Origin of the sequence: Pontibacter sp. HSC-14F20, assembly GCF_019599265.1 — a bacterium.
In the GTDB taxonomy this organism is placed as follows: Bacteria; Bacteroidota; Bacteroidia; order Cytophagales; family Hymenobacteraceae; genus Pontibacter.
Genome location: NZ_JAHZTC010000013.1, coordinates 18,445 through 39,749, shown reverse-complemented (window position 1 = coordinate 39,749; position 21,305 = coordinate 18,445). Strand labels below are relative to the sequence as shown.

Genomic DNA, 21,305 nt, shown 5'->3' with positions numbered 1-21,305 from the left:
TAAAGCCTCTGCTTTTAGCAGAGGCTTTTTAAATGGGTAATAATTCTTCTATTTAACTACTTTCTGCCCCGGCTTATACCTGGCTTTGGCTCTTTTCTCCACATCCTCGCGGTAGTAGGCCACATCCTTAAACTGCACATCGGCATAGCGCTGGGCCTGGTCGTTAAAGTGCGGTGATTTTGGGTCGCCGCTTTGACCACCTGCCAGGATGGTCTTGGCTTTTACCTTGTCGCCAAACTCCACCATCGCTACAAAGCTGTTGCCGGAAGTACCGTACAGACGCTTGGTGTCGTAACGGTTGGCGCCATAGGAAGCCAGGGCTCCCCAGTTGCCCGAGGCCATACCTACCGGTATACTTGGTGCCGCATCATTAAAGGGCTGCTTGATGTCGCCGGTCAGGCGCTGGAAACGATTGATCTCCCCCCAGGGTGTGTTCCACTTCCCGAAATCCTGCTCCAGTTCAGCGATAGTCTTGCTGAAAATCTCCAGGCGCTCCGATGCAGGGGCTGTGTCGGCATAGTAGTCGAAACGCTCCATGATGTGTCCCTTTGGTGCGCTGCCGTCGCGCAGCAGGTTGGTGGCATAGAAATGCGCCAGCGACATCGCCACCGACTCTTCCGAAACGGCATAGTCCCAGTTGCGCATCACGTCGATCGCTGCTTTTAGTTTCGGGTCGGTTGGCTTTTGGGCATCATAGGCTTTCACGAGTCCAGGTATGAGCACTTCAAAGCCCGGCAGGTATGGGTCGTAGGCCAGGTCTATGAGTTTGTCGAGTGTCAGGTTCTCTGCTTTTTTGAGCAGTCGGATGGCGTGCACGCCCCGGTAGTTTTCAGGCGAAGGCGCCATGTATACCGGGTAATCCTCTTTCTTCGGGCTGTACTCAGCAGCGGCTGTGAAAGGTGTGGAGTTACAGTTTTGGATCCAGCCGTTTGGCGGGTTCACAAGGCGGATCGTTTCGTCCAGGGTATGCAGACCGTTCCAGTCAGTTTTTGGGTTGCTGCCATCTACGGGCTTGGAGTAGTCGAAGGAAGTGTCGCGCTTGGGGAAGAAGTTGCCGTGGTAGTAGGCGATGTTGCCGTCGGCATCGGCATACACGGTGGCGTTAGATGAGTTAGTGCGCATCTGCATCATCTCGTCGAATTCCTTCAGGTTGCTTTTCTTGGTGCGGGTATAGGACTGAATCAGGGCATCAGCTGGCTTCCACATCAGCGCCGTGGCCACCCATTTGTCGCCGTTCATATGCGTGATCGGTCCGTGGTGGGTGCGGTAGGTCGTGAAAGTCTTCTTCTTCAGTTCATCGCCGGCCTTGTAGGCTAAGGTTACTTCCTGTGTTTCTACCGGGCGCAGTTCCTCCCCATACCTGTAGAACAACTTGCCGTCCTGCTTCACAATCGTCTCTTCAAACTCGTCGATCACATCGGCATAAGCGGAAGTGTGCATCCAGCCGGTCTTCTCGTTAAAGCCTTGGTAAATGAAAAACTGCCCCCAGGTCACGGCACCGTAGGCGTTCAGCCCCTCTTCACTTACGGCATGCACCTCGCCCCTAAAGAAAAAAGAGGTATGCGGATTGATCAGCAGCATGGCGTCGCCGGAGGCCGTGTGCTTACCTGAAATGGCAAAGCCGTTCGAACCCTTCGGCTCTTCCAGCAAAGCCGGCTGCACCAGACCGTGGCCGTGGCTGTTTAGCCCAAGCGACCGGTCTTCTTCATAAAAAGCTTTGATGCCCTTGGTGGAAACACTTTCGATGTCGCCGCCAATAGAGCCTTCGCTGAAGTACATCGGCATCCAGGGCTCAAAGCGGGTGAGCAGTTTCGGCTTCACCTCCGGGTGCGAGTGCAAGTAGTAGTTGATGCCGTCGGCAAAGGCCTGGCAAAGCTCCTTCAGCCACTCCGGACTTCTCTCATATTCAGCTTTCGCCTCTTCTTCGGTCATGTACAACTTCGCACGCAGGTCGCTGTAGATCATTTCCTCTCCTTCTGCCTCTGCTAGTCTTCCGATGGCCCACATGTAGTTGCGTTCTACGCGGTTAAAATCATCTTCGCACTGGGCGTACAGCAGTCCGAATACAGCATCGGCATCGGTCTTGCCATAGACGTGCGGCACGCCAAAATCATCGCGCATGATGGTGACGCGGGCGGCTTGCTCTTCCCACTTCGCCAGCTCAGTTGCAGTGTCAGTTTTGCCGTTGGTGGCGCAGGAAGAAAGGTAGACGAATAAAAGCAGCAGGAGCGCCTTGGACTTGAAAAGGTATTTCATGGGTTTTAGGTAGATAAGCTGAAATTCGATTTACCAATTTAAGCAATATTCTGAAAAACACAGAAATGATGTATAACGGGCGCACGCTATACCTAAGGCATTCATAACAGCTTCAGGTATAGAGCCCCGCTCCAAGAGCTTTTTCGGATTTGTAATCCGCATAGCAAAGGCAGCAGCTACTGACCGGTAAACGGATTGCAAATCCGCAAAGCGAGTGGTTCCTGATCGCAAATCCGGAACAGAAATAAATGGCAAATGCGAAATAGCAAAAGCAGGACAACTGCCTACAAATTCAAACCAGCTATAACCTCAAATTCGGGCCTGATAGGTATAGAGTTGATAATAACGTCCCTGCTTCTCCAGCAGTTCTTCATGGCGCCCCTGCTCGGCAATGCGGCCCTGCTCGATCACCAGAATCTGGTCGGCCTGCCGGATCGTGCTAAGGCGGTGGGCGATCACGAAGGTGGTGCGACCCTGCATTAGGGTTTTGAGGCTGGCCTGAATGAGGCTCTCGCTTTCGGTGTCGAGGTTGGAAGTGGCTTCGTCCAGGATGAGGATGCGCGGATCGGCCAGTATAGCACGGGCAATGGCAATGCGTTGTCGCTGTCCACCTGACAGTTTCACACCCCGCTCTCCGATCAGCGTGTCCAAGCCCTCCGGGAAACGGTCAGTGAACTCCTGCACATGCGCGGCCTGTACTGCCTGCATCAGTTGTTCCTCGGTGGCATGAGGGCGCGGGAAAAGGATGTTCTGGCGGATGCTGCCCTCGAACAGGAAATCATCCTGCAGCACCACGCCCAGCTGACTGCGGTAGCTCTGCAAACTGATGCTTTGCAGGTCGTGACCATCTACGGTGATGGTACCACTGTCAGGATTAAGAAAAGAGGCGGCCAGTCCGGCGATGGTCGTTTTGCCGGAGCCCGAAGTGCCTACCAGTGCCGTGACAGAACCTGCAGGTGCCCGAAAGCTGATCTCCTTCACCACATCTTTACCGGTTTCATAAGCAAAAGCCACGTGGTCGAACACGATGTCGCCGTGAATCTGATCGAGCTTCAGGGTGCGGGTTCCGTGAGCATCCTCCAGCGGTGTGTTCAGGATCTCCTGGGTTCGGTCGAGGCCGGCGAAGGCTTCCGTGAACTGGCTTCCGATATTGCTCATTTGCAGGATCGGCGCGATCATAAAACCAAGGTATAGCGTGAAAGCCAGAAAGTCGCCAAAGGTCATTTCGCCTTTCATGATCAGGTAACCGCCAATGCCCATGATGCCCGCCGAGGCAATACCCAGCAGCAAGGTAGCGGCAGAGGTCACCATACTGGTGGTGGTCAGGCTCTGTTTCACGTTCAGGAAAAGTCGCGTCACGCCATCCTCAAATGTCTTGATCTCCTGCTCCTCTGCATTAAAACCCTTTATCACGCGCACACCACCCAGCGTTTCGGTCAGGCGGCCAGTTACCTCGGCATTGATCACGCCGCGCTCCCGGAAGATCGGCCTGATCTTACCGAATGCCTTAAGGGAGATCACTCCAAAAATAGCTACCGGAATGAGTGCAAAACCTGTCATGAGTGGACTGATGTAGATGAGCAGCACCAGGCAGATGAGCGAGGTCAGTACGCCGCCTATCATCTGCGCAAAGCCGGTGCCCACAAGGTTTCGCACCCCTTCCACATCGGTCATGATGCGCGAGACCAGTTCGCCGGTTTTGGTATTGTCGAAAAAGCGGATGGGCAACTGCATGATGTGGCGCTGCACTTTGGCGCGCAGTTGCGATATGAGGTGCTGGGCCTCCACACTCAGTATTTGGGTGAGCGCAAAAGAAGTAACCGACTGAATGACAATAGCCACCAGCACGGCCCCGATCAGCCATTTGAGCATGGTGCTGTCACCGGTCGGGATCACATCATCGATAAGAAACTTACTGGCACCCGGCAGCACCAAACCAGCCAGGCGACTAATAACGATAAGCACCAACCCGACCCCGAGGTACTTGCGCCGCGGCCAGATAATAGTCCTGAATACTTCTGCAATCGTAACGTTCTGTAGTTTTTTTGATTTTGGCATGGGTGAAGATACGACAAAAAAATGCTCACGACAGGTATACCTGCTGTGAGCATTTTAAAAAAAGGGACGTGCTATACCTTAAGAAGGAATGCTGCGCCGCCAGTTGTTCCACTGCTGAAGCTGAGTCGGGTTCAGCGCAGTTTCAATGTCCTGCATCAGGCGGGCGCGGTGCTGGCGCAGCACCTGCATATGCGGTTGTTTCTTTTCATCTTCTCTGAGTTCTGCCGTCACACGATCGAGGAGGGTGACCAGTTTCTCGTCCAGTTGCGCTTTTGTGATTTTCTTTTCATAGAAGGCGTTCATATGGGCGTCGCGCTTGGCGTTGGCCCGCATCAGAATCTGTTGGTGGATCATGCTGATGCTACCCCGGACGGTCACCGTAGACTGCTGGTGATTGCGTGCAAAATCGCGGATCGTGGCGGCCTGGTTGGTCTGCAGGCCCAACGCAGGCAGGATGTATGAAAGTGTTTGCCGGTCAGTTCTGGATGTGGCTGCGGTATGGATGTTAAACGCTTTATCATTGCATCCATCGCGCAGCTGCGGTTTTGCCAGCGCATCCAGGTCATCGAGCAAAAACTCAGACGATGAGAATGAGAGATCAACAGCAGAATCAGCGCCGTCTCTTTCCTCGCAGGCCGACAGGCTCAGAAAGGAGATGATGGCCATCAGCCCCCAGATGCGTAAATTTATTTTCATAGCGAAGTATTTTATAATAAGTAATTTATATATACGAAGCCAGCATTAAAAGGAAGATAACTTTGCTTGGGAAGCAGGTGTGTTCACCATGTTTAACCGCCCTTATCAGAAGCCTTCCCGAAACTCCCGCAGATGGGCATAACAAACCGGACTACTGTAATCGGCTGTTTGGTCTTCTGAGGAATAGCTGCGTATGTCAGCAGGGGAAGACCGGAGGTATAAGCGCACCAACTGCACGGGCTCCTGCATACACGTGCAGCTGCTTGTCAGAGGCTTGTTTGAGCGCTTCGGTCCGGTATTGGTTTTTCTGGGCATAAGCAGATGCAGTTTACTTTTGAGCAGAAGATTGGCGTTGGGGCTGTATGAGCTTTTCCAAGGTATAGCGCAGTATTTCGTCTTCCTCGTCGAGCAGATGGTCGCGCACCAGGTGGTCAGGTATAAGGCCGGCCAGTTTTTCATCGCCGTTCGGACGCACAATGTAGCCTTTGGGCACTTTGAGTTCTACGCTCGTGCGTGGCAGCTTAAAACTGAACTGCGCAGCATACAGGGTCGGTGTGTCACCGGTCTCCTCTCCCACGATCTCGCCAAAACCATAGTCCTGTATCAGGGCGCCGCTCACGGCCGCCATGGAATAGGATTGGCGGTTGACGAGCACGTATACCTTGCCCTTAAAACGCCGGTCCTCCGGCATGGGCTGCTGCATGGTTTGCGCGTAGGCGAAGGTAGTGCCATCCGGGTTTTCCAGTATCTGCCGGGTATAGTCGTCAGGTATAGCATCGGGGTACTGCTTCCGGGTTTGCTTCTTGAGTACCTCACTGGTTTTTACGGTGAAGTCAGAAAACCAGCGGAAAGGCTTGTCTGCAAAATAGGCGATCAGGTGGTCGCTGAAAGTGTTGTGCCCGCCGGCGTTGTTGCGCAGGTCCAGGATCAGGTATGGCGCTTGCTGGGCGTTGATGTCTGCAAATGCACTGTCTACGAAGGCCTTGAACTGCGCCTCCCCTTCAGGCTCGGGCGAACTGAAGGGACCGGGATGCAGGTAAGCAACATCCTCCATATAACTGAAAGAGCGCTCGTTATTGAGTATCTCCCCTCCCCGGCTGGCCTCGTATCCCATCACGGTGATAGCGTCTAAGCTATGGGTGCTGCGCTTGCCGCTTGCCTGTTTTACTTTCACTTTAAAGGAATCCTGCTGCCCGAACACGGCCCAGTAATAACGTGGAAAAGACCAGAACTCGAGTTTGGCATCTTTGAAATAAGGGCGCTCCGCCGACAGGTAGGGATGGATGGCGGCCTGTATTTTTTTGATGGCTTTGCCATTGAGCTGCAGCAGTTGGTCGCCTGCCTTGATGCTGGAATCCGGCACATAACTTTTGCGCACAAAAGCCTTGCCGTCTTCAAAGGCCAGCTCGAGCGGAAACACGGTGCCGCCCTGCGTCGCGTAGGTAATGTAAGACCCCGCCGGGAAATCCACTTCGCAATGCCCCACATTGCCAACCGCCAGCAGCTTTTGCATCAGCATGGTTGCTTCGAGCATGCTCAGTGAGTCTTTTTGGATCGAGTTCAGCAGGTTGTTGTAGGCCGCATCGTAGTCGCGCTTGCTCACATAAGCGAACAGGTTGAAATGCGCTTTTTGCAGGGTTTCGTAGGCATAGGCCATATCAGCTTTCACATCCGTAGCGGCAAATTTGATTTGCTTGTGCTGTGCGGCTATAAGTCCAGGCGTTGCCAGAAACAAGAACAACAGTAGCTGAATAGGTTTTAAAGACAAGGTGCTTTTCATGCTGTCGCTTTTCAGGGGTTTGTGCGCTGCCATTTGCTCCGGTCTTACATCAGCACCAAACGGTACAACAAGATAAGCACACTGACGAAAACAATCGTGGTATAGATCTCTTTATTATACCTGGCCAGCCAGTTAGGCAGAAAAATGTCAAAATTGTCGCGGGTAGAATTTGAGTAGCGCCGGGCCACTACCGTGATCGGACACATTTTATTGAACACCAGCAACACCAGTCCTTCCAGCATAATCAGGCCCAGACAGATCCAAACCCAATGATCGATCCGGTTGGTTAGCACGGCATAGAGCAGGTAAAAGATCACGACATTATAAAACACCCACAACACGGTATGCACCACTTTGATGAGCAGTAATTTCCGCTTCTGAAGAAGTTGCTCATGTTCCTGGCGCTGTTCCATCTTCACTTACATTTTTTTAATTTTACGAGCACCAGCGCTGTGTGGAACAAAGGCTCCTTCCCCATACCTTCCTTCCCTTGTTGCGTATAGTTTTTTATCTTTCATCCTCAAAGGCATCGGCTATGCGTATGAGCACTTCCTTACTGCAACTCTATTTTTGATCGGCCGCTTCGGTAGCGCCAAAGCCGGGCACCTGTTGTGCATCGGCTGTATCACAATGCCCTGTACCTTCGCTTCATTTCCTAACCAGGTATAGGTGCCTTTTTTTAAATTATACCGAAATAGATCAACATCATGAAGGAAGTAAAAGATAATCCCCTCACAGAAACAGAACTGGTAGCCCTTGCCCAACAGCATGGATTGCGGCTGCAATCAGAAACATTCAACTACAACGAAACCGGCCTCGACTTTCAGGTGATTCAGGCACTGGACGAAAAGCAACAGCCCTGGATCCTGCGTCTGCCCCGGCGACCGGATGTGTTGCCCCGGGCCAAAAATGAGCACCGTGTGCTTCAACTGCTGCAGGGCAAACTTCCGGCAGACCTCCCTGACTGGCAGATTTTCGACCCGAAGCTGATCGCCTACCCAAGACTGGCCGGTATACCTGTCGCCAACATCGACATGGAAAATATGTGCTACGTCTGGAATTTGGACCTGGAAAAGCTGCCGCAGACATTTGTGCAGTCGCTGGGACAAACCATTGCCGCGCTGCATGCGCAGGACACAGCAGCCGCTGCAAAAGCGGGCATCAAAGTGTTGCAGCCGGAGCAGTTGCGCGAGCACCTGAGCGGGCAAATGCAACGCGTAAAGGAAGCCATTGGAGTAGCAGAACAGGTATGGGATCGCTGGCAAGCCTGGCTGCAGGACGACAGCTACTGGCCCCGCTATACCTGCCTGGTGCACGGCGACCTGCAGGCAGCTCACATCCTCACTGACGAAAACGGCAAAGTGAACGGCCTCCTCGACTGGACCGAAGCTGAAGTAAGCGATCCGGCCATTGACTTTGTGGCACTGCTGGCCGCCTTCGGAGAGGATTTTCTGAAACGTGTGCTCACAGCTTATGAACAGGCCGGCGGACAGATATGGCCCCGTATGCTGGAGCATGTGCAGCAACGGCACGGCGCCTATGGTGTGAACATTGGTTTGTTTGTGCTGGAGTCAGGCACGGATGATTATCTGCAAATGGCAAAGGATGCGCTGGGATTAAGTACCCCAAAATAAACTTGACTGAAAATAAAAGCGTCGGCTATACCTTGAAAGCAGGTATGGCCGCCGCTTTTATTTTGCCATTATGAGATTCTATACCTGCTCCTACAGCCTGGCACCCAGCAAACGACGAAGCACCACGATCTGACCCAGGTGATAGGCATTATGCTCGGCTATCAGCATGGCTTCGCGCAGGAGTGTCTGGCCGTTTCCATGAGGTATAGGCGCAAAGAGATCATTTTCAGTATCCTGCACCAACTTCACCATCGCATCCAGGTCCTGCTTAACAGTTTGCAAAGTCTGGTCCAGAGCTGCCTGATCGGACGGTGATTCTGCTGACGGCCAGTAGTCGTCTGGCCAGGCGGGTTCCTGGTAGTTGGAGTTGCGGCAGAAGTCAAGGATGTCGTGCTGAGTGAAGCGAAGGTGCTCGAGCAGTTGCCAGATAGTATAAGGCAGGTCCTTTACCCGCCCGCCAGCTTCCTGCACACTTATTCCCTGCAGCAGTTCCCCGACCGGACGAAAGGCCTGCCCCATCCGCATCAGCTTCTCCAAATGATCACGCAATTCCTGGTCTTCTTTCATGACTTAGATTTTTAATTGATCATACTCCTGATGTGGCAAAAAGGTCGACCCTACAGTTAAAATTGATGCCCTCTCACATAAAAAGCCAAACTATCCGGACTGTCTTTTTCCTGTATCTTTAACGATGGCTATACCTTAGTTTTTCATTTGTCTATGCGCATTACCAAAACAGCGCAGCCGCTACCTGAGTGGTAACGGCTGCGCTGCTTTTATTCTGTTAGTTATCATACTAGTAACGGTCGTTGCGGTTGTAGCCGCCTTGTGAGCTATAGCCCCCGTAGTTGCCCGACGAAATGCGGCTGCTCCGATCGCGGTCAAAGTCAACGCCATAGTCATCTTCCAGGCTGCTGGTGATGCCCGCATTCGGAACGCCCCTGTTGGAGTGGATGTCTGACTGTCGCATACGACCGTAGTCCGAAATGCCATAACCTTCGCGCATACGGCCCTCCTGGTTTAAGCGGTTCGCACGTCCCTGCTCCATCCGGCTGCTGCGATCCTGGTTGCTAAACCGGTCCTGACTACGCATGTCCCGGCCACGGTCAAAATCATCTGAGCGCTGGCTATACCTGCCTGATGTGTTGTAACGGTCCGCATCAGACCAGTTCTGGCTGCGGTTGCGGTTTTCGCCCCAGTTATTGTTGTTGCGCTCCCCATAATGCATTTCAGAGCCGGAATTACGGCCTGCGGTGCCTCTTCCTTCGAGCCTGCGCTCATAAGCATCACCCCTATTGCCCTCGTGATAGCTCTGCCGCATGTTGCTACTGTTGCGGTTAAAGCGGTCGTCGTCCCTGTCCCGGTGATGGCTGCGGTATTCCTGTTCAAACTCATTTGTCAGGTTGCGGGCACTGTGATAGTGCTCATCGTTTCGGTTATAGCCGGCACCTTCGCTGTAGTCCCGGTCATAGTTGTCGTAATCGTAGCGATCTCTGTCTCGTCTGTTCATAGTGTTAAATCAGGTTTAAAATGATACTCCTTTTATAAACGAGGGCAGCCGCTTACGGTTATATTGCCAGTGACTCAGGTCTCTTTGATGCGGGAGGCCAGCACCCGGAACAGGATGTAAAGGAAAGCGAAAACAGCCATGGCAATCAGTGTCCAGAATTTCTGCTCATTCTTTTCCTGCCAGTAGTCGCGCTCGCCTTCAGTGGACTGTAATCTTTTGCGGAAGGCCTGATTCGCCAGTTGTTCTATCTGAAGTTCACGGTGCAGGGAATCCAGTTGCAGGGTGTCGGTCAGGTATAACGTTTGGGTGATCACGCGGGGCTTTAAGTTAGAGAAAGGCATAGCGTAGCTGTCAGTTGGCCGGTAGGTATGAGAGGCTGCTTCTCCCCTGCTGGCTGCGGTACTGAGTTCGGACCGGTCGACCCCGATGCTGGGCCTGGCGTAAATGGCAGGGGCGTACAGCTTCGGCACCTTCGCGGGAGCGGACGGCGTAGCCTCTTCGGACCCGGCACGACGCTGGGAGACGCAGGCGCTGAGCAGCAGCAATAGTACAAGGGTCCATCTCATGCAGGCAGGATTGTCACAGGTTATAGGCGCTCTAACTGTCGCCTATACGCATGCAGCCGCCATGTGGGTATAGAAATGCCGGCCCGGTGTAGAAAATCTGTCTGTACTTATGATCCTGACTAAATTTATAGGGCGATGTTCCGCTTGTGACGCAGTGCCTCTATACCTGCAAAGAACAAGTATGAGATGCCAGAGATCAGGGCAAACTCAAGACCGCTGAAGGTGATGAACAAGAAAGTGCCAAAGGGACGTAAATTGCGTTAATTTGCATATCAAAGCCGCTCCCTTTTATGCCGACAAAACGATTTTTGCCACGCGACAAAGCCGCCGAACTGCTGCAGGTCATCCGTACATCCGATATCAGCACCGAGTACGATCCCGAAAAGCACCGCCTGACAATCCTTGATGAGGCAGGTATAGCGCAGGTCCAGTTCCGGCTGCCGCTCCCGGTGCCTTATGCTGAAGCCGGTGCAGGTATAGCCGAAGCCAGGCAGGTAAACTACGTGATGCTGCTGATTCAGGCGGGTAACTGCGCCGTAGGTTATTTTGAGAATGGTCGCTGCCTCAATCACAAGGTGTTCCGCTCATACATGGTGCGCAAAAAGCAGGGCAAAAGCCAGATTAAATACCTCAAGACCAAAGGCAAATCAAGGGCAGGCTCACGGGTAAGACTGGGCGAAACCACTGAGTTTTTTGAGAACATCAACAGCCGCCTGCAGGAGTATTTTCAGCAGCACCGCATCGACCGCATCGCCATCAGCTGTTCTAAAACCCTGCTGCCTTACCTGTATACCTCTGCTATACCTACGCCCTTCGACAAGCGTGATCCGAGGCTCTTCAAAATACCCAAACACATCCACACTCCCATCTATGACGTGCTGCTCGACGCCAACCGCTTTCTGCAGCGGGGTGAACTGACAGACCTCCACGATACCGGGTTTGCCGCTACACCTGTGCTACACGATTTTTTGCTCCAACATGCAAGCCAAAGTGATGCAGCAGAAGCAGAGGACATAGCCCATGAACTGGCAGACGAGGTATACGTGGAAGACGAATGGGATGAATCGGATGAGGATGCAGATTTCTACAGCGAGGAAGATGAGGATGACGACATAATTGACTGGGACTAGAGCAGTCATGACACGCATTACGGGCTCTTTCATTCCGACTTCCAAAGGTAACTTTACGTAAGTAGAGCTATCAGAAAATCGAAAACTATGGAAGATCAGATCAACAGAGACATGGCAGCGTTTGAGCAGGTATGCGAAGTAAATGAACTGGACCCGCAGGCAATTGAAGAAGAAGCGCAGAGCCGGTTTCCGGATAAGTTCAGAACTGGAAAAGATCCGGAGCGCCTCATCTGGTCAGCACTTGACTTCCGGGCCAAGGCACTTATCAGTCAGGTGGTTCAGGAAACAAACCATGATGCTGAACAGCTAACAGATAAGGTCTACACCATTGATGGCGACCCGGCTGCTCCCGCTTTTGTTATAAACGAAGACGCGATCCGTAGCCAGTACAGTCCAGACAAAGCAGCAGAGATTATTGATGTGCTCGGACAGGTAAAGCTTCCGATTACAGGCTAAAACAGGAAAGGCAGCCACCCTGCGGTAGCTGCCTTTCTGACAGGCTAGTGTTAAATCCTTCAGCTGTTTTTCTTTCGTGTAAGCAGCACAACGGCAGCAGTCGTAACCAGTGCCAGCACGCCTATTTTCTGGATCAGGCCGCTGCGATTATGTTCCCAGTCAGCTTTCCAGCCCTTCTCGGCAAAGATGTTCGGCACAGTACCTTTGGCAAAATCATCGATCACGCCCTCTACCACGTTCACGCGGTCTGCCATGAGCAAAGGCAGCCAGTGCAGGTAGCTGTTTTCGCTGTGCTTAAAAGCAAAGCGCCGGATCATACCGCTTAGTCCGCTCGGTGGCATAGAGGTACCGAAAACGGCAGATACGTTGGGGCGTTCGTTTGAGTGCAGCACTTCGATGTTGATGTCCTGCTGCGTCGGCCGCTCCCAGTTATAGCCCTCCTGCTCGGCGTCGGTGCGGTGCTTCATGGGGTAAGTCGGGTCGTTTTTCGGATCGGCGTCTATACCCCAGCCTTTTATATGCGAATAGTCTTTTGGTGTCTTATTTTCCATGGTCTTTCTCCTTTCTATCTGGCTGATGGCGGAATCAGGACAGGCTTGATACAGTTGTCCAGCTTCTCTGAAAAAATGTGGTAAGCGTCGGCGACATCTTCGAGCGGCACACGGTGCGTGATCAGTGCTTTCGGATTCAGGATGCCGTTTTGCACATGCTCGATCAACCTTGGCAGCAGACGTTTTACGGAGGCCTGATTTGCACGTATCGTAATACCTTTATTCACCACATTACCGAGCGGGAAGAGGTTGTCAGTTGGTCCGTATACACCCACGATCGACACAATACCGCCTTTCTTGACAGAGTTGACTGCCCAATGCGCCGCCGTAGCCGAGCCTGCCTGCAGCAACAGTTTGCGTCCTGTAATGGTCTGCATCAGGTTACCGGTTGCTTCGGCACCTACCGCATCAATCACCACATCGGCCCCCATCCAGTCGGTCGTTTTCTTCACAAACACCACCGGGTCATCCATCTCCTCGTAGTTGTAGGCTTCGCAATTAGCATAGTTTCTTACAAACTCTAATCGGTATTCTATCTTATCGATCACGATGACGCGGCCCGCTCCAAAGAGCCAGGAGCAGCGTGCCGCCATAATACCGATCGGTCCGGCACCGAAAATCACAACGGTATCGCCTTTCTGTATACCCCCCATCTCTGCGGCCTGGTAGCCGGTTGGCACCACATCTGTGAGCAGCACGGCATCATCCGGGTCCATCCCCTCCGGTATAACTGTTGGCCCTACATCAGCATAAGGTACACGCACATACTCGGCCTGTCCGCCATCATACCCACCGGCCGTATGCGAGTAGCCGAAAATGCCACCGACTGCCGTTGCCTGCGAGTTGGATTCGTGGCAGTTGCCAAACAAACCCTGCTTACAGAAATGGCATTTACCACAGGCGATGTTGAAAGGCACGATCACCATGTCGCCCACTTTCAGCTTCTGCACTTCAGGTCCGATCTCTGTTACTTCGCCTATAAATTCGTGTCCAAAGGTCATGCCCACGCGGGTGTCGGGTACGTTGCCATTGTAGAGGTGGAGGTCAGAGCCGCAGATGCAGGAGCGTGTCACACGCACAATTGCATCCTGGGGATGCAGAAGCTTGGGCTCTGGTTTTTCGTCAATGCGGACCCGCTGCGGCCCGCGATAGTTCATTGCCAGCATAAGTTAGTTTTCAGTTTATCGCTAATAAGTATTTTCTTCCACCCGATGCAGGCTTCCGAATTGTGTTTCAATAAATACTATTCTATACCTTAATGGTTACGATAATTGTATTTTTAAAAGAAATACCTATATACTTATGCTGTTATATTTACGATGAAAGAGCAAAGACAATAAGCTATTCTCCTGACACAAAAATGGTACAAGCCAGCGCCTGTGCCATACTAAAAATGTAACGTTTCTACTGCGTAAAAGACTAGCTTCTGCCGTCGTCCCTGATCTTGGTTTTGATCTGCTCGGCCACTTCAGGTGTCACATCCACGTGGTGCACATCATGTGCATGTTTTCCGGCCTGTACCATTACTTCCTGTTCGCTGTTAGCCCTTATCTAGGCATCGCAATCAAAGCCGGCATCCCTGCATTTTAATGTTTTCATGATTTAGCTGGTTTAGTGTTTGAATTGGAGATGGCCCATCAGGATTAAGTGGTTCCAACTTATTTATACCTTGTTGTTTTACAAGAAGGTATACCTCACCCTTAATTATCTCGACTAGCTCATTTAAGAACCTAAGGAGTAGCTATACCTTACCATGAAGCGCTATGATGCGTACACTCAACAATTTTCATTTGCGACAGGATGCTATACCTTCGTAACAACGCAGTTTACACGACAACATCATATGGCGATACCAGAAAAAGATCAGACATCAACCGGGCAGTTCAGTGGGTTTGTAGAAGTACGTGGGGCGCGGGAGCATAACCTCAAAAACATCAGCCTCACTATACCTCGCGATGCACTCGTTGTGTTTACAGGCGTGTCTGGTTCAGGAAAATCGAGCCTGGCTTTTGGAACGCTCTACGCGGAGGCGCAACGCCGCTACCTGGAGTCGGTATCGCCTTACGCCCGCCGCCTTTTTCACCAGATGGCGGTGCCCGAAGTGGACGCCATTAACGGACTTCCTCCCGCTGTGGCTCTGCAGCAGCAGCGCGGCACACCCACTACCCGATCGTCGGTAGGCAGTGTCACCACACTTTCCAACCTGCTGCGCATGCTCTACTCCCGCGCCGGCGATTACCCGGAGGGGCAGTCCATCATCTATGCCGAAGCTTTCTCGCCTAACACTGCAGAAGGTGCCTGCCCTACCTGCCACGGTTTGGGGCGTATGTACGATGTCACTGAAAAATCAATGGTGCCAGACGACTCGCTTACCATACGGGAGCGCGCCATTGCGGCCTGGCCCATGGCTTGGGGCGGGCAAAACCAACGCGATATTCTGGTGACGATGGGGTTTGATGTGGACATACCCTGGCGCGACCTGGCGCAGAAAGACCGCGACTGGATTCTCTTTACCGACGAGCAGCCTGTCGTGCCGGTATACCCTGGCTATACCCCGGAAGAAACGCAACGCGCTCTGAAGCGTAAAGAGGAGCCCAACTACATGGGGACTTTCAGCAGCGCCCGCCGCCACGTGTTCCATACCTTTGCCAATACCAACAGCCCGCTCATGAAAAAGCGGGTGATGCAGTACATGCTCAGCACCGACTGTCCCACCTGCCAGGGCAAGCGCCTTCGCCCGGAGTCGCTTTCTGTCAAGTTTGCCGGCTACGATATCACAGAGTTTTCGCGGCTGCCTTTGAAACGAGCACAAGCTGTTTTGAAACCGTTTGCCCAAGGCAACGAGTCAGGACATTCCCGCACAGAAGCCAAACATCCGGAGCAGGCGATCGTGGCCAAACGCATTGCAGAAGATTTGTGTGCCCGCATCGATGTGCTGCTCGACCTCGGCCTGGGCTATTTGTCACTGGAGCGCAGCACGCCTACCCTTTCTCCGGGCGAACTACAGCGCCTGCGCCTGGCCACGCAGCTTTACTCGCATCTGTTCGGGGTGGTGTATGTGCTTGACGAGCCTTCCGCCGGCCTGCACCCTGCCGACAAAATTGCCCTGCTTCGGGCACTCGACGGACTCAAGAAAGCGGGCAATTCGCTCTTCGTTGTAGAGCATGACCTGGAGGTGATCCGGCACGCAGACTGGATCGTGGATGTGGGCCCGGCTGCTGGTGAGAAAGGTGGGGAGATTCTGTTCAGCGGTCCTCCTGAAGGATTAAGCCAAGTCGCTGCCTCCCGCACAGGTGAGTACCTGTTTGGCAAGGCAAAAGGTTTTAATCCGACTCCAAGAGCTCCAAAAGGATGGCTTAAACTAAGCGATGTCAGCCGAAACAACCTGCATAACCTGTCTGCTGAGTTTCCGCTGGGCGTGTTTACCGCGGTAACAGGTGTATCAGGATCAGGTAAATCCAGCCTGGTGAGTCAGGTGCTGGTAGAATTGGTGGCGACGCATCTGGGGCATCAACTGCCCGCCGAAGAAGAGGAAGGCGATGAACTGGAGCGTGATATACCTGTCACGACCGGAGGCCATATTACAGCAGGTATAGAGCAGATCAAACGGCTGGTGCGCGTAGACCAGAAACCGATCGGTAGAACGCCCCGCTCCAATATGGCCACCTATACCGGGTTGTTTGACCACGTGCGTAAGCTCTTTGCTAGCACGCCACTTGCAAAAAAACGGCGATACGATGCCGGTCGGTTTTCCTTTAATGTTACCAAAGGCCGCTGCGAAAATTGCCAGGGAGAAGGATTTGTGATGGTAGAGCTGCTCTTTCTGCCGAGCGTATACGCCCCCTGCCCCGTGTGTCACGGCGCACGCTATAATGCCAAGACGCTGGAAGTGACCTACCGTGACAAGAACATCGCCGAGGTACTCGATATGACAGTGGACGCAGCCTGGGAGTTTTTTGACGAGGAACCGGCCGTCCATCGCGCCCTTACCATGCTCCGCGAAGTTGGCCTGGGCTACCTGCGACTCGGGCAGCCCGCCACAGAGCTCTCGGGTGGTGAAGCGCAGCGCATTAAACTCGCCACCGAATTGCAGCGCTCCCAACGCGGCAATACCCTGTACATTTTAGACGAGCCGACTACCGGTCTGCACCCTGCAGATGTCGACAAGCTCAAGACCCAGCTTCACCATTTGGTAGATGCCGGCAATACAGTTCTTGTAGTAGAGCACGACATGCGCGTAGTGGCTGCCAGTGACTGGGTGATCGATATCGGTCCGGGTGCCGGCGAAGAGGGTGGGCAGATAGTTGCGGCAGGCCCACCTAAGAAAATTGCCGGATCCAAAGAAAGCAAAACAGCGCCCTTTCTGAGAGCGTTGTCTTAGGTAAAACTACCTGAGACTATACAGGTATAAGAAATTCTGTAACGGGATCAACTCAAAGAGGCGAGCTATGCCTTGCGTGATGTGCCACTCCGCACTGGCTTGTACCTTGTAGCACTTGTTTTAAAATTCTCTAGTGCGACGGGCAACTGCATGAAAGTGAGGTATTTCGTGGTTCGCAGTCCACAGTTAGAACTAAAGCCTATAAGATCCACGTGGGGAAGCACATTCACTCTGAAAGTAGAAGGTACCGGCTTTGTCAATAATGTTTAGCTGCGCTACTTCCGGGTGGTTTACTTAGTGCATCACTATAAATAAAGCTCTGCTAACAGTAGTAGTCAGCGCTGAATTCTGCCTGTCGGCTTTTAACCCTTAAGGTCTGATGTGCTTATCCTAGAAGTAGTTCAAAACGAAAAGCTCCAATTGGAAAAAGGGAACAATTAAAAATTGTAATTTTATTTAAACAACACTACAAGTACTTAACAAAGTGATATTTATAGTATTGTTTGCATAGTAATAATATGTTTATATTTGTAAAATACCATCTTTTTACTTTGTCGATGGAATACAGATTCGTACATCACTGGAATTACGCGCTTCGGGAGGACGAGCACCGTATTCTGGAATCCGCCATCTCGCTGATCGCTCAACCGCGCGACGAGTCGTTCCTGCGACGGGCTGCTGAGTTCATCGCAACGCACGCGCAGGTACAGTATGTGCTGATCGGCAATTTGAGTGATGATGGCCTGAATGTCGTCACGAAAGTATTTCTAAAAAACGGAGCGCCTTTACCCAATTTCTCCTACCCCCTGCACTATACCCCCTGCGACTCTGTTCTCACCCAACGCTTCTGCTACTACCCCAACAACGTACAACGTTATTTCCCGCGCGACATTGAGCTGCAGGATTTGAATATCGAAAGCTACCTGGGCAGCATCTTCCTGAAAGAGGACGGCGAACCGGTCGGACTGATCTCTTTGATGAGTGACAAGCAACTCGAAAATGCCGCCTTTGCCGAACACCTGGTGCTCGTCCTGAGCCCCGCCATCGAAGAAGAACTCATCCATATCAGCCACAAGGACGCTAAACCTTAATCCGGCAAACTGATTTTCCCCATCCTCACAGCAGGTATACCACTTGCTCCCAAATCAATCTGATTTCCTGCCAGGCATTCATTCGCCAAGGTTGCAAACAGTACTGCTTCTTTTGCATCTGGCAATATCCCCAGGGCTTCAGTATTCTGTATAGTAGCATCCGGTAACAGTTCCTGCAGGTTTTGCAGCAGCAACGGATTATGCATACCGCCCCCACTCAGGTATAGAGCAAGCTGGCTGGCCTGCACCGTGTCCTGCACGGCTCTGGCTATACCTGTCGCCGTAAAACGGTTCAGGCTGGCCATGACATCAGCAGGTGAAAGTGATGTTGTGCCGGAGGCTTGCTGGGCTCTCTCCAGGTAAGCAAGGTTGAAAAGCTCCGGTCCGGTGGTTTTAGGTATAGCCTGCCCGAAAAACGGATGCTCTAACAGGGCGCTGACAAGCGCGGCGTTATACCTGCCCTGCAAGGCGATGGCTGCGTTGTCATCGTAAGTTTTGCCCGGGAAGTTGGCCTGCACAAAGGCATCCATCAGGGTATTGCCCGGCCCCACATCCGTCGAAAAAATACGTCCGGACTGCAGGTCACCCGGCAGGAAAGTGAAATTGGAAATGCCGCCAATGTTAAGTAAAATCCGGTTTTCACTTTTTTCAGAAAACAGCAGATAGTCGCCGTAGACCGCCAGGGGTGCCCCTTCGCCGCCAGCTGCCACATGTTTCTGCCTGAAATCGCTGAGGGTGATGATGCCGGTTTTGACTGCTATATGGTCGCCGTCGCCGATCTGCAACGTGGCGTTTGGCATAGCTGCTATACCGTGCAAAGAGGCTGGCGCATGGTAAATCGTCTGCCCATGGCTGGCAATCACGTCCACCTCCTCCGCCTTCACGCCCCAGTTATCCAGACATGCATTGATCAGCTCTGCATGGTAACTTCCGATGTAGGCATTCATCAGGCAAACCTGTTCCAGATCGACCTGACGCTTCGAAAAGATCGCCTTCACGCCAGCCCGAAAATCATCCTGATAAGGTATAGAGTTGAAATGGACAACACTTGCTTTGGTGGCTGTGCCGTGTCCGGATAAGCGACAAAGGGCCACATCCAGGCCATCCAGCGAAGTGCCCGACATCAGGCCGATAATGGTGCGCGTTTCTTTTTCAGCAAGCTGGGCAAGCCTCAGGATACTTTGGTTCATAGAATTCTGGTTTTTAATAAATTATAGCGGAACGGTTTATTGTCTGATGATCCGGCCATCCTCCATTTCGATGATGCGGTGGCTGTTTTCGGCAAATTCTGTATCGTGTGTAACTATGAGCAGCGTCTGGTTGTGTACTTCGGTGAGCTCTTTGAAAATATTGAATACAATATCGCTGTTGCGCTTGTCGAGGTTACCGGTAGGCTCGTCTCCCATGATAATATGCGGATCGTTGACAAGTGCCCGGGCGATGGCGACTCGCTGCTTTTCACCACCTGAAATGCGGTAAGCCGACTGTTTGGCCAGATGGTCTATACCTAGCATTTTAAGTCGCTCCATGGCGCGGTGCTCTACTTCCTGCTCGCTATACCTGCCCAGTTTCAGGCCGGGCAGCATCACATTACGCAGCACCGTGAACTCGTTGAGCAGGTAGTGAAACTGAAACACAAACCCGATCTTCTCGTTGCGGATGCGGGCCAGCTCCGGGTCCGGTCGACCTGACATCAGTTCTGCGTCGATGTATAGCTCACCGGTATAGTCAGTGTCCATGGTGGAAAGGATGTAGAGCAATGTGGACTTGCCACAACCCGATTTCCCGATCACCGACACAAACTCCCCTTTGTTCACAGTGAATGTAATATCGCGGAGCACCTGCACTGTCACGGGGTCGTGAAACGATTTATTGATCCCCCTTGCTTCGAGTATGACTTCCTGCATCTTTTCTTCGCTGCCTTCCATATCGATACCTATTTGCCCCTGATGATTTCGACCGGATCTACCTTGCTTGCCTTTCGGGCCGGGAAAAAACCGGCAAAGTACGTGGTGACCAGCGAGAAGACCCCACCAATAAAATAGTACATCGGATCGTAGTTAACCGGATACGTCGTAATGGTAGGCAAGGCAGAGGTGTTAAAAGGAATATTGTCGATTACCAGCGAGAACAGAAATCCGAACACCAGCCCCAGCATACCCCCGAAAAGACCTATGCTCATGGCGATCACCACAAAGACCAGGTTCACGTCACGTCCCGAGAAACCGGTAGCTTTGAGGATGGCGATGGAGTCCATTTTCTCGTAGATCATCATGTTGAGAATGTTGAAAATACCGAAGCCCGCCACGATCAGCAGCGTAATACCCACGGCATAAGATATAAGCGATCGCACACTGCTACCCGTCTCAAACTGGGCATTGGCCGTCTGTATGTCCTCAGCGTCGATCTGAAACAACTGTGCATACTCGCGGGCAACGGCCGGTGCCTGCTCCAGGTCGTAGAGTTTAACCTGAATATCGGTCATGTAATTGGCTGGTTTGCCGAGCAGCTTTTGGGTAGTCGCGATGGAGGCGTAGCTCTGCACCTTGTCGATCTCCTGTATACCTGACTGAAAATACCCCACCACTTTCAGCGGAAAACGCTCGCCCTGCGCCGTCGTTACCTGCACCACATCGCCTATATCGGCCACCAGTATTTCTGCCAGCGCCTTGCCCAGAATAATGCTGTTGGCCACGTTCTTGGCATCGATAGGGTTGCCCGACGTCACGTAGTCCTGGAAGTTAAACAACCGACTCTCCTCCTCCACATCCACGCCATTGATTACACCTGTGATTTCGATGGTGCCTTCGTTGTAAAAGACCTGTGCAAGCAGCTTAGGTGTGGCACCCAGCACCCGCTCATCGTCCTTTACGGCCTGCAGAATAGGGCCGCTGTTATAAATCTCCTGACGGGAGATGCCGGCTTTCACGGAGCTAATGAAATTGTAGGAATCCTTGTACTGCCCCGATACATTTACCGGCTGGTTTTCGCTGGGCTTGATTTCGTTATAGAGTCGCACATGCGGCGTGCGGTTTAGGATGAGGCCATCGAGCAGATCGTTGAGGCCGTTCATGAAACCGAGCAACGTGATGAACATAGCGATGCTGAAGGTTACCCCAACGGCAGCCACCAGCGTTTGCCGCCAGCGTGCCAGCAGCATGGATTTCGCTATGCTGAATATCAGTTTAAAATTCAT

At 52.4% G+C, this 21,305-nt stretch carries 20 protein-coding genes; 5 read left to right on the top strand and 15 right to left on the bottom strand.

The genetic code is table 11. The features are described 5' to 3' along the window. Positions 1–48: 48 nt before the first annotated feature. From K3G39_RS13405 to K3G39_RS13380, 6 genes are all read right to left on the bottom strand, one after another. A complete protein-coding gene (locus tag K3G39_RS13405; protein ID WP_220626679.1) occupies positions 49–2,256 on the bottom strand; it encodes an acylase in 2,208 nt (735 codons plus the stop codon). Positions 2,257–2,565: 309 nt separating this feature from the next. Then, positions 2,566–4,314, bottom strand: a complete 1,749-nt coding sequence (locus tag K3G39_RS13400; protein ID WP_220626678.1) for an ABC transporter ATP-binding protein — start codon at positions 4,312–4,314, stop codon at positions 2,566–2,568. A gap of 78 nt (positions 4,315–4,392) precedes the next feature. Beyond that, positions 4,393–5,010: a hypothetical protein gene (locus K3G39_RS13395; protein WP_220626677.1), complete on the bottom strand. Its 618-nt coding sequence runs from the start codon at positions 5,008–5,010 to the stop codon at positions 4,393–4,395. Between the two features lie 105 nt (positions 5,011–5,115). After that, on the bottom strand, positions 5,116–5,325 hold the full coding sequence (locus K3G39_RS13390; protein WP_220626676.1) for a hypothetical protein: 210 nt from the start codon (positions 5,323–5,325) through the stop codon (positions 5,116–5,118). A gap of 13 nt (positions 5,326–5,338) precedes the next feature. Beyond that, positions 5,339–6,823 (bottom strand): S41 family peptidase, encoded by a 1,485-nt coding sequence (locus K3G39_RS13385; RefSeq protein ID WP_255594321.1) that lies wholly within the window; start codon positions 6,821–6,823, stop codon positions 5,339–5,341. Positions 6,824–6,834: 11 nt separating this feature from the next. After that, positions 6,835–7,203: a hypothetical protein gene (locus tag K3G39_RS13380; RefSeq protein ID WP_220626675.1), complete on the bottom strand. Its 369-nt coding sequence runs from the start codon at positions 7,201–7,203 to the stop codon at positions 6,835–6,837. A 294-nt stretch (positions 7,204–7,497) separates the two neighbouring features. Here K3G39_RS13380 and K3G39_RS13375 point away from each other — a divergent pair, with 294 nt between their 5' ends. After that, positions 7,498–8,424 (top strand): macrolide 2'-phosphotransferase, encoded by a 927-nt coding sequence (locus K3G39_RS13375; RefSeq protein ID WP_220626674.1) that lies wholly within the window; start codon positions 7,498–7,500, stop codon positions 8,422–8,424. A 90-nt stretch (positions 8,425–8,514) separates the two neighbouring features. Here the strand turns inward: K3G39_RS13375 and K3G39_RS13370 are convergent, their stop codons facing one another. The 3 genes from K3G39_RS13370 to K3G39_RS13360 form a co-directional block, all read right to left on the bottom strand. Next, positions 8,515–8,991: a DinB family protein gene (locus K3G39_RS13370; RefSeq protein ID WP_220626673.1), complete on the bottom strand. Its 477-nt coding sequence runs from the start codon at positions 8,989–8,991 to the stop codon at positions 8,515–8,517. Positions 8,992–9,220: 229 nt separating this feature from the next. Further along, the gene (locus K3G39_RS13365) at positions 9,221–9,934 is read right to left on the bottom strand and encodes a hypothetical protein (protein ID WP_220626672.1); all 714 of its coding nucleotides are present in this window, start codon (positions 9,932–9,934) and stop codon (positions 9,221–9,223) included. A 74-nt stretch (positions 9,935–10,008) separates the two neighbouring features. Continuing rightward, complete coding sequence (locus K3G39_RS13360; RefSeq protein WP_220626671.1) at positions 10,009–10,500, bottom strand: hypothetical protein; 492 nt, start codon at positions 10,498–10,500, stop codon at positions 10,009–10,011. 290 nt (positions 10,501–10,790) lie between these two features. On the opposite strand from K3G39_RS13360, the gene K3G39_RS13355 reads away from it, so the two are divergent. Together K3G39_RS13355 and K3G39_RS13350 are read left to right on the top strand one after the other, a co-directional pair. After that, on the top strand, positions 10,791–11,630 hold the full coding sequence (locus tag K3G39_RS13355; RefSeq protein WP_220626670.1) for a hypothetical protein: 840 nt from the start codon (positions 10,791–10,793) through the stop codon (positions 11,628–11,630). A gap of 87 nt (positions 11,631–11,717) precedes the next feature. Beyond that, positions 11,718–12,086 (top strand): hypothetical protein, encoded by a 369-nt coding sequence (locus K3G39_RS13350; RefSeq protein ID WP_220626669.1) that lies wholly within the window; start codon positions 11,718–11,720, stop codon positions 12,084–12,086. Between the two features lie 59 nt (positions 12,087–12,145). Here K3G39_RS13350 and K3G39_RS13345 read toward each other — a convergent pair whose 3' ends face one another. The 3 genes from K3G39_RS13345 to K3G39_RS13335 form a co-directional block, all read right to left on the bottom strand. After that, entirely contained in the window at positions 12,146–12,637 is a 492-nt protein-coding gene (locus tag K3G39_RS13345) for a hypothetical protein (protein ID WP_220626668.1), read from the bottom strand. 14 nt (positions 12,638–12,651) lie between these two features. After that, complete coding sequence (locus tag K3G39_RS13340; protein ID WP_220626667.1) at positions 12,652–13,803, bottom strand: zinc-dependent alcohol dehydrogenase; 1,152 nt, start codon at positions 13,801–13,803, stop codon at positions 12,652–12,654. A gap of 253 nt (positions 13,804–14,056) precedes the next feature. Then, positions 14,057–14,188, bottom strand: a complete 132-nt coding sequence (locus tag K3G39_RS13335; RefSeq protein WP_370627265.1) for a DUF1059 domain-containing protein — start codon at positions 14,186–14,188, stop codon at positions 14,057–14,059. Positions 14,189–14,480: 292 nt separating this feature from the next. Here K3G39_RS13335 and uvrA point away from each other — a divergent pair, with 292 nt between their 5' ends. Then, complete coding sequence (uvrA, locus tag K3G39_RS13330) at positions 14,481–17,018, top strand: excinuclease ABC subunit UvrA (protein ID WP_220626666.1); 2,538 nt, start codon at positions 14,481–14,483, stop codon at positions 17,016–17,018. 557 nt (positions 17,019–17,575) lie between these two features. Further along, positions 17,576–18,109, top strand: a complete 534-nt coding sequence (locus tag K3G39_RS13325) for a hypothetical protein (protein ID WP_220626665.1) — start codon at positions 17,576–17,578, stop codon at positions 18,107–18,109. Here the strand turns inward: K3G39_RS13325 and K3G39_RS13320 are convergent. The 3 genes from K3G39_RS13320 to K3G39_RS13310 are packed head-to-tail and all read right to left on the bottom strand — an operon-like array spanning position 18,106 to position 21,305. Then, the gene (locus K3G39_RS13320) at positions 18,106–19,299 is read right to left on the bottom strand and encodes an anhydro-N-acetylmuramic acid kinase (RefSeq protein ID WP_220626664.1); all 1,194 of its coding nucleotides are present in this window, start codon (positions 19,297–19,299) and stop codon (positions 18,106–18,108) included. The two genes, K3G39_RS13325 and K3G39_RS13320, sit on opposite strands and share 4 nt — an antisense overlap. A gap of 36 nt (positions 19,300–19,335) precedes the next feature. Further along, positions 19,336–20,016: an ABC transporter ATP-binding protein gene (locus tag K3G39_RS13315; RefSeq protein ID WP_220626774.1), complete on the bottom strand. Its 681-nt coding sequence runs from the start codon at positions 20,014–20,016 to the stop codon at positions 19,336–19,338. Between the two features lie 29 nt (positions 20,017–20,045). Next, on the bottom strand, positions 20,046–21,305 hold the full coding sequence (locus K3G39_RS13310; protein ID WP_220626663.1) for an FtsX-like permease family protein: 1,260 nt from the start codon (positions 21,303–21,305) through the stop codon (positions 20,046–20,048).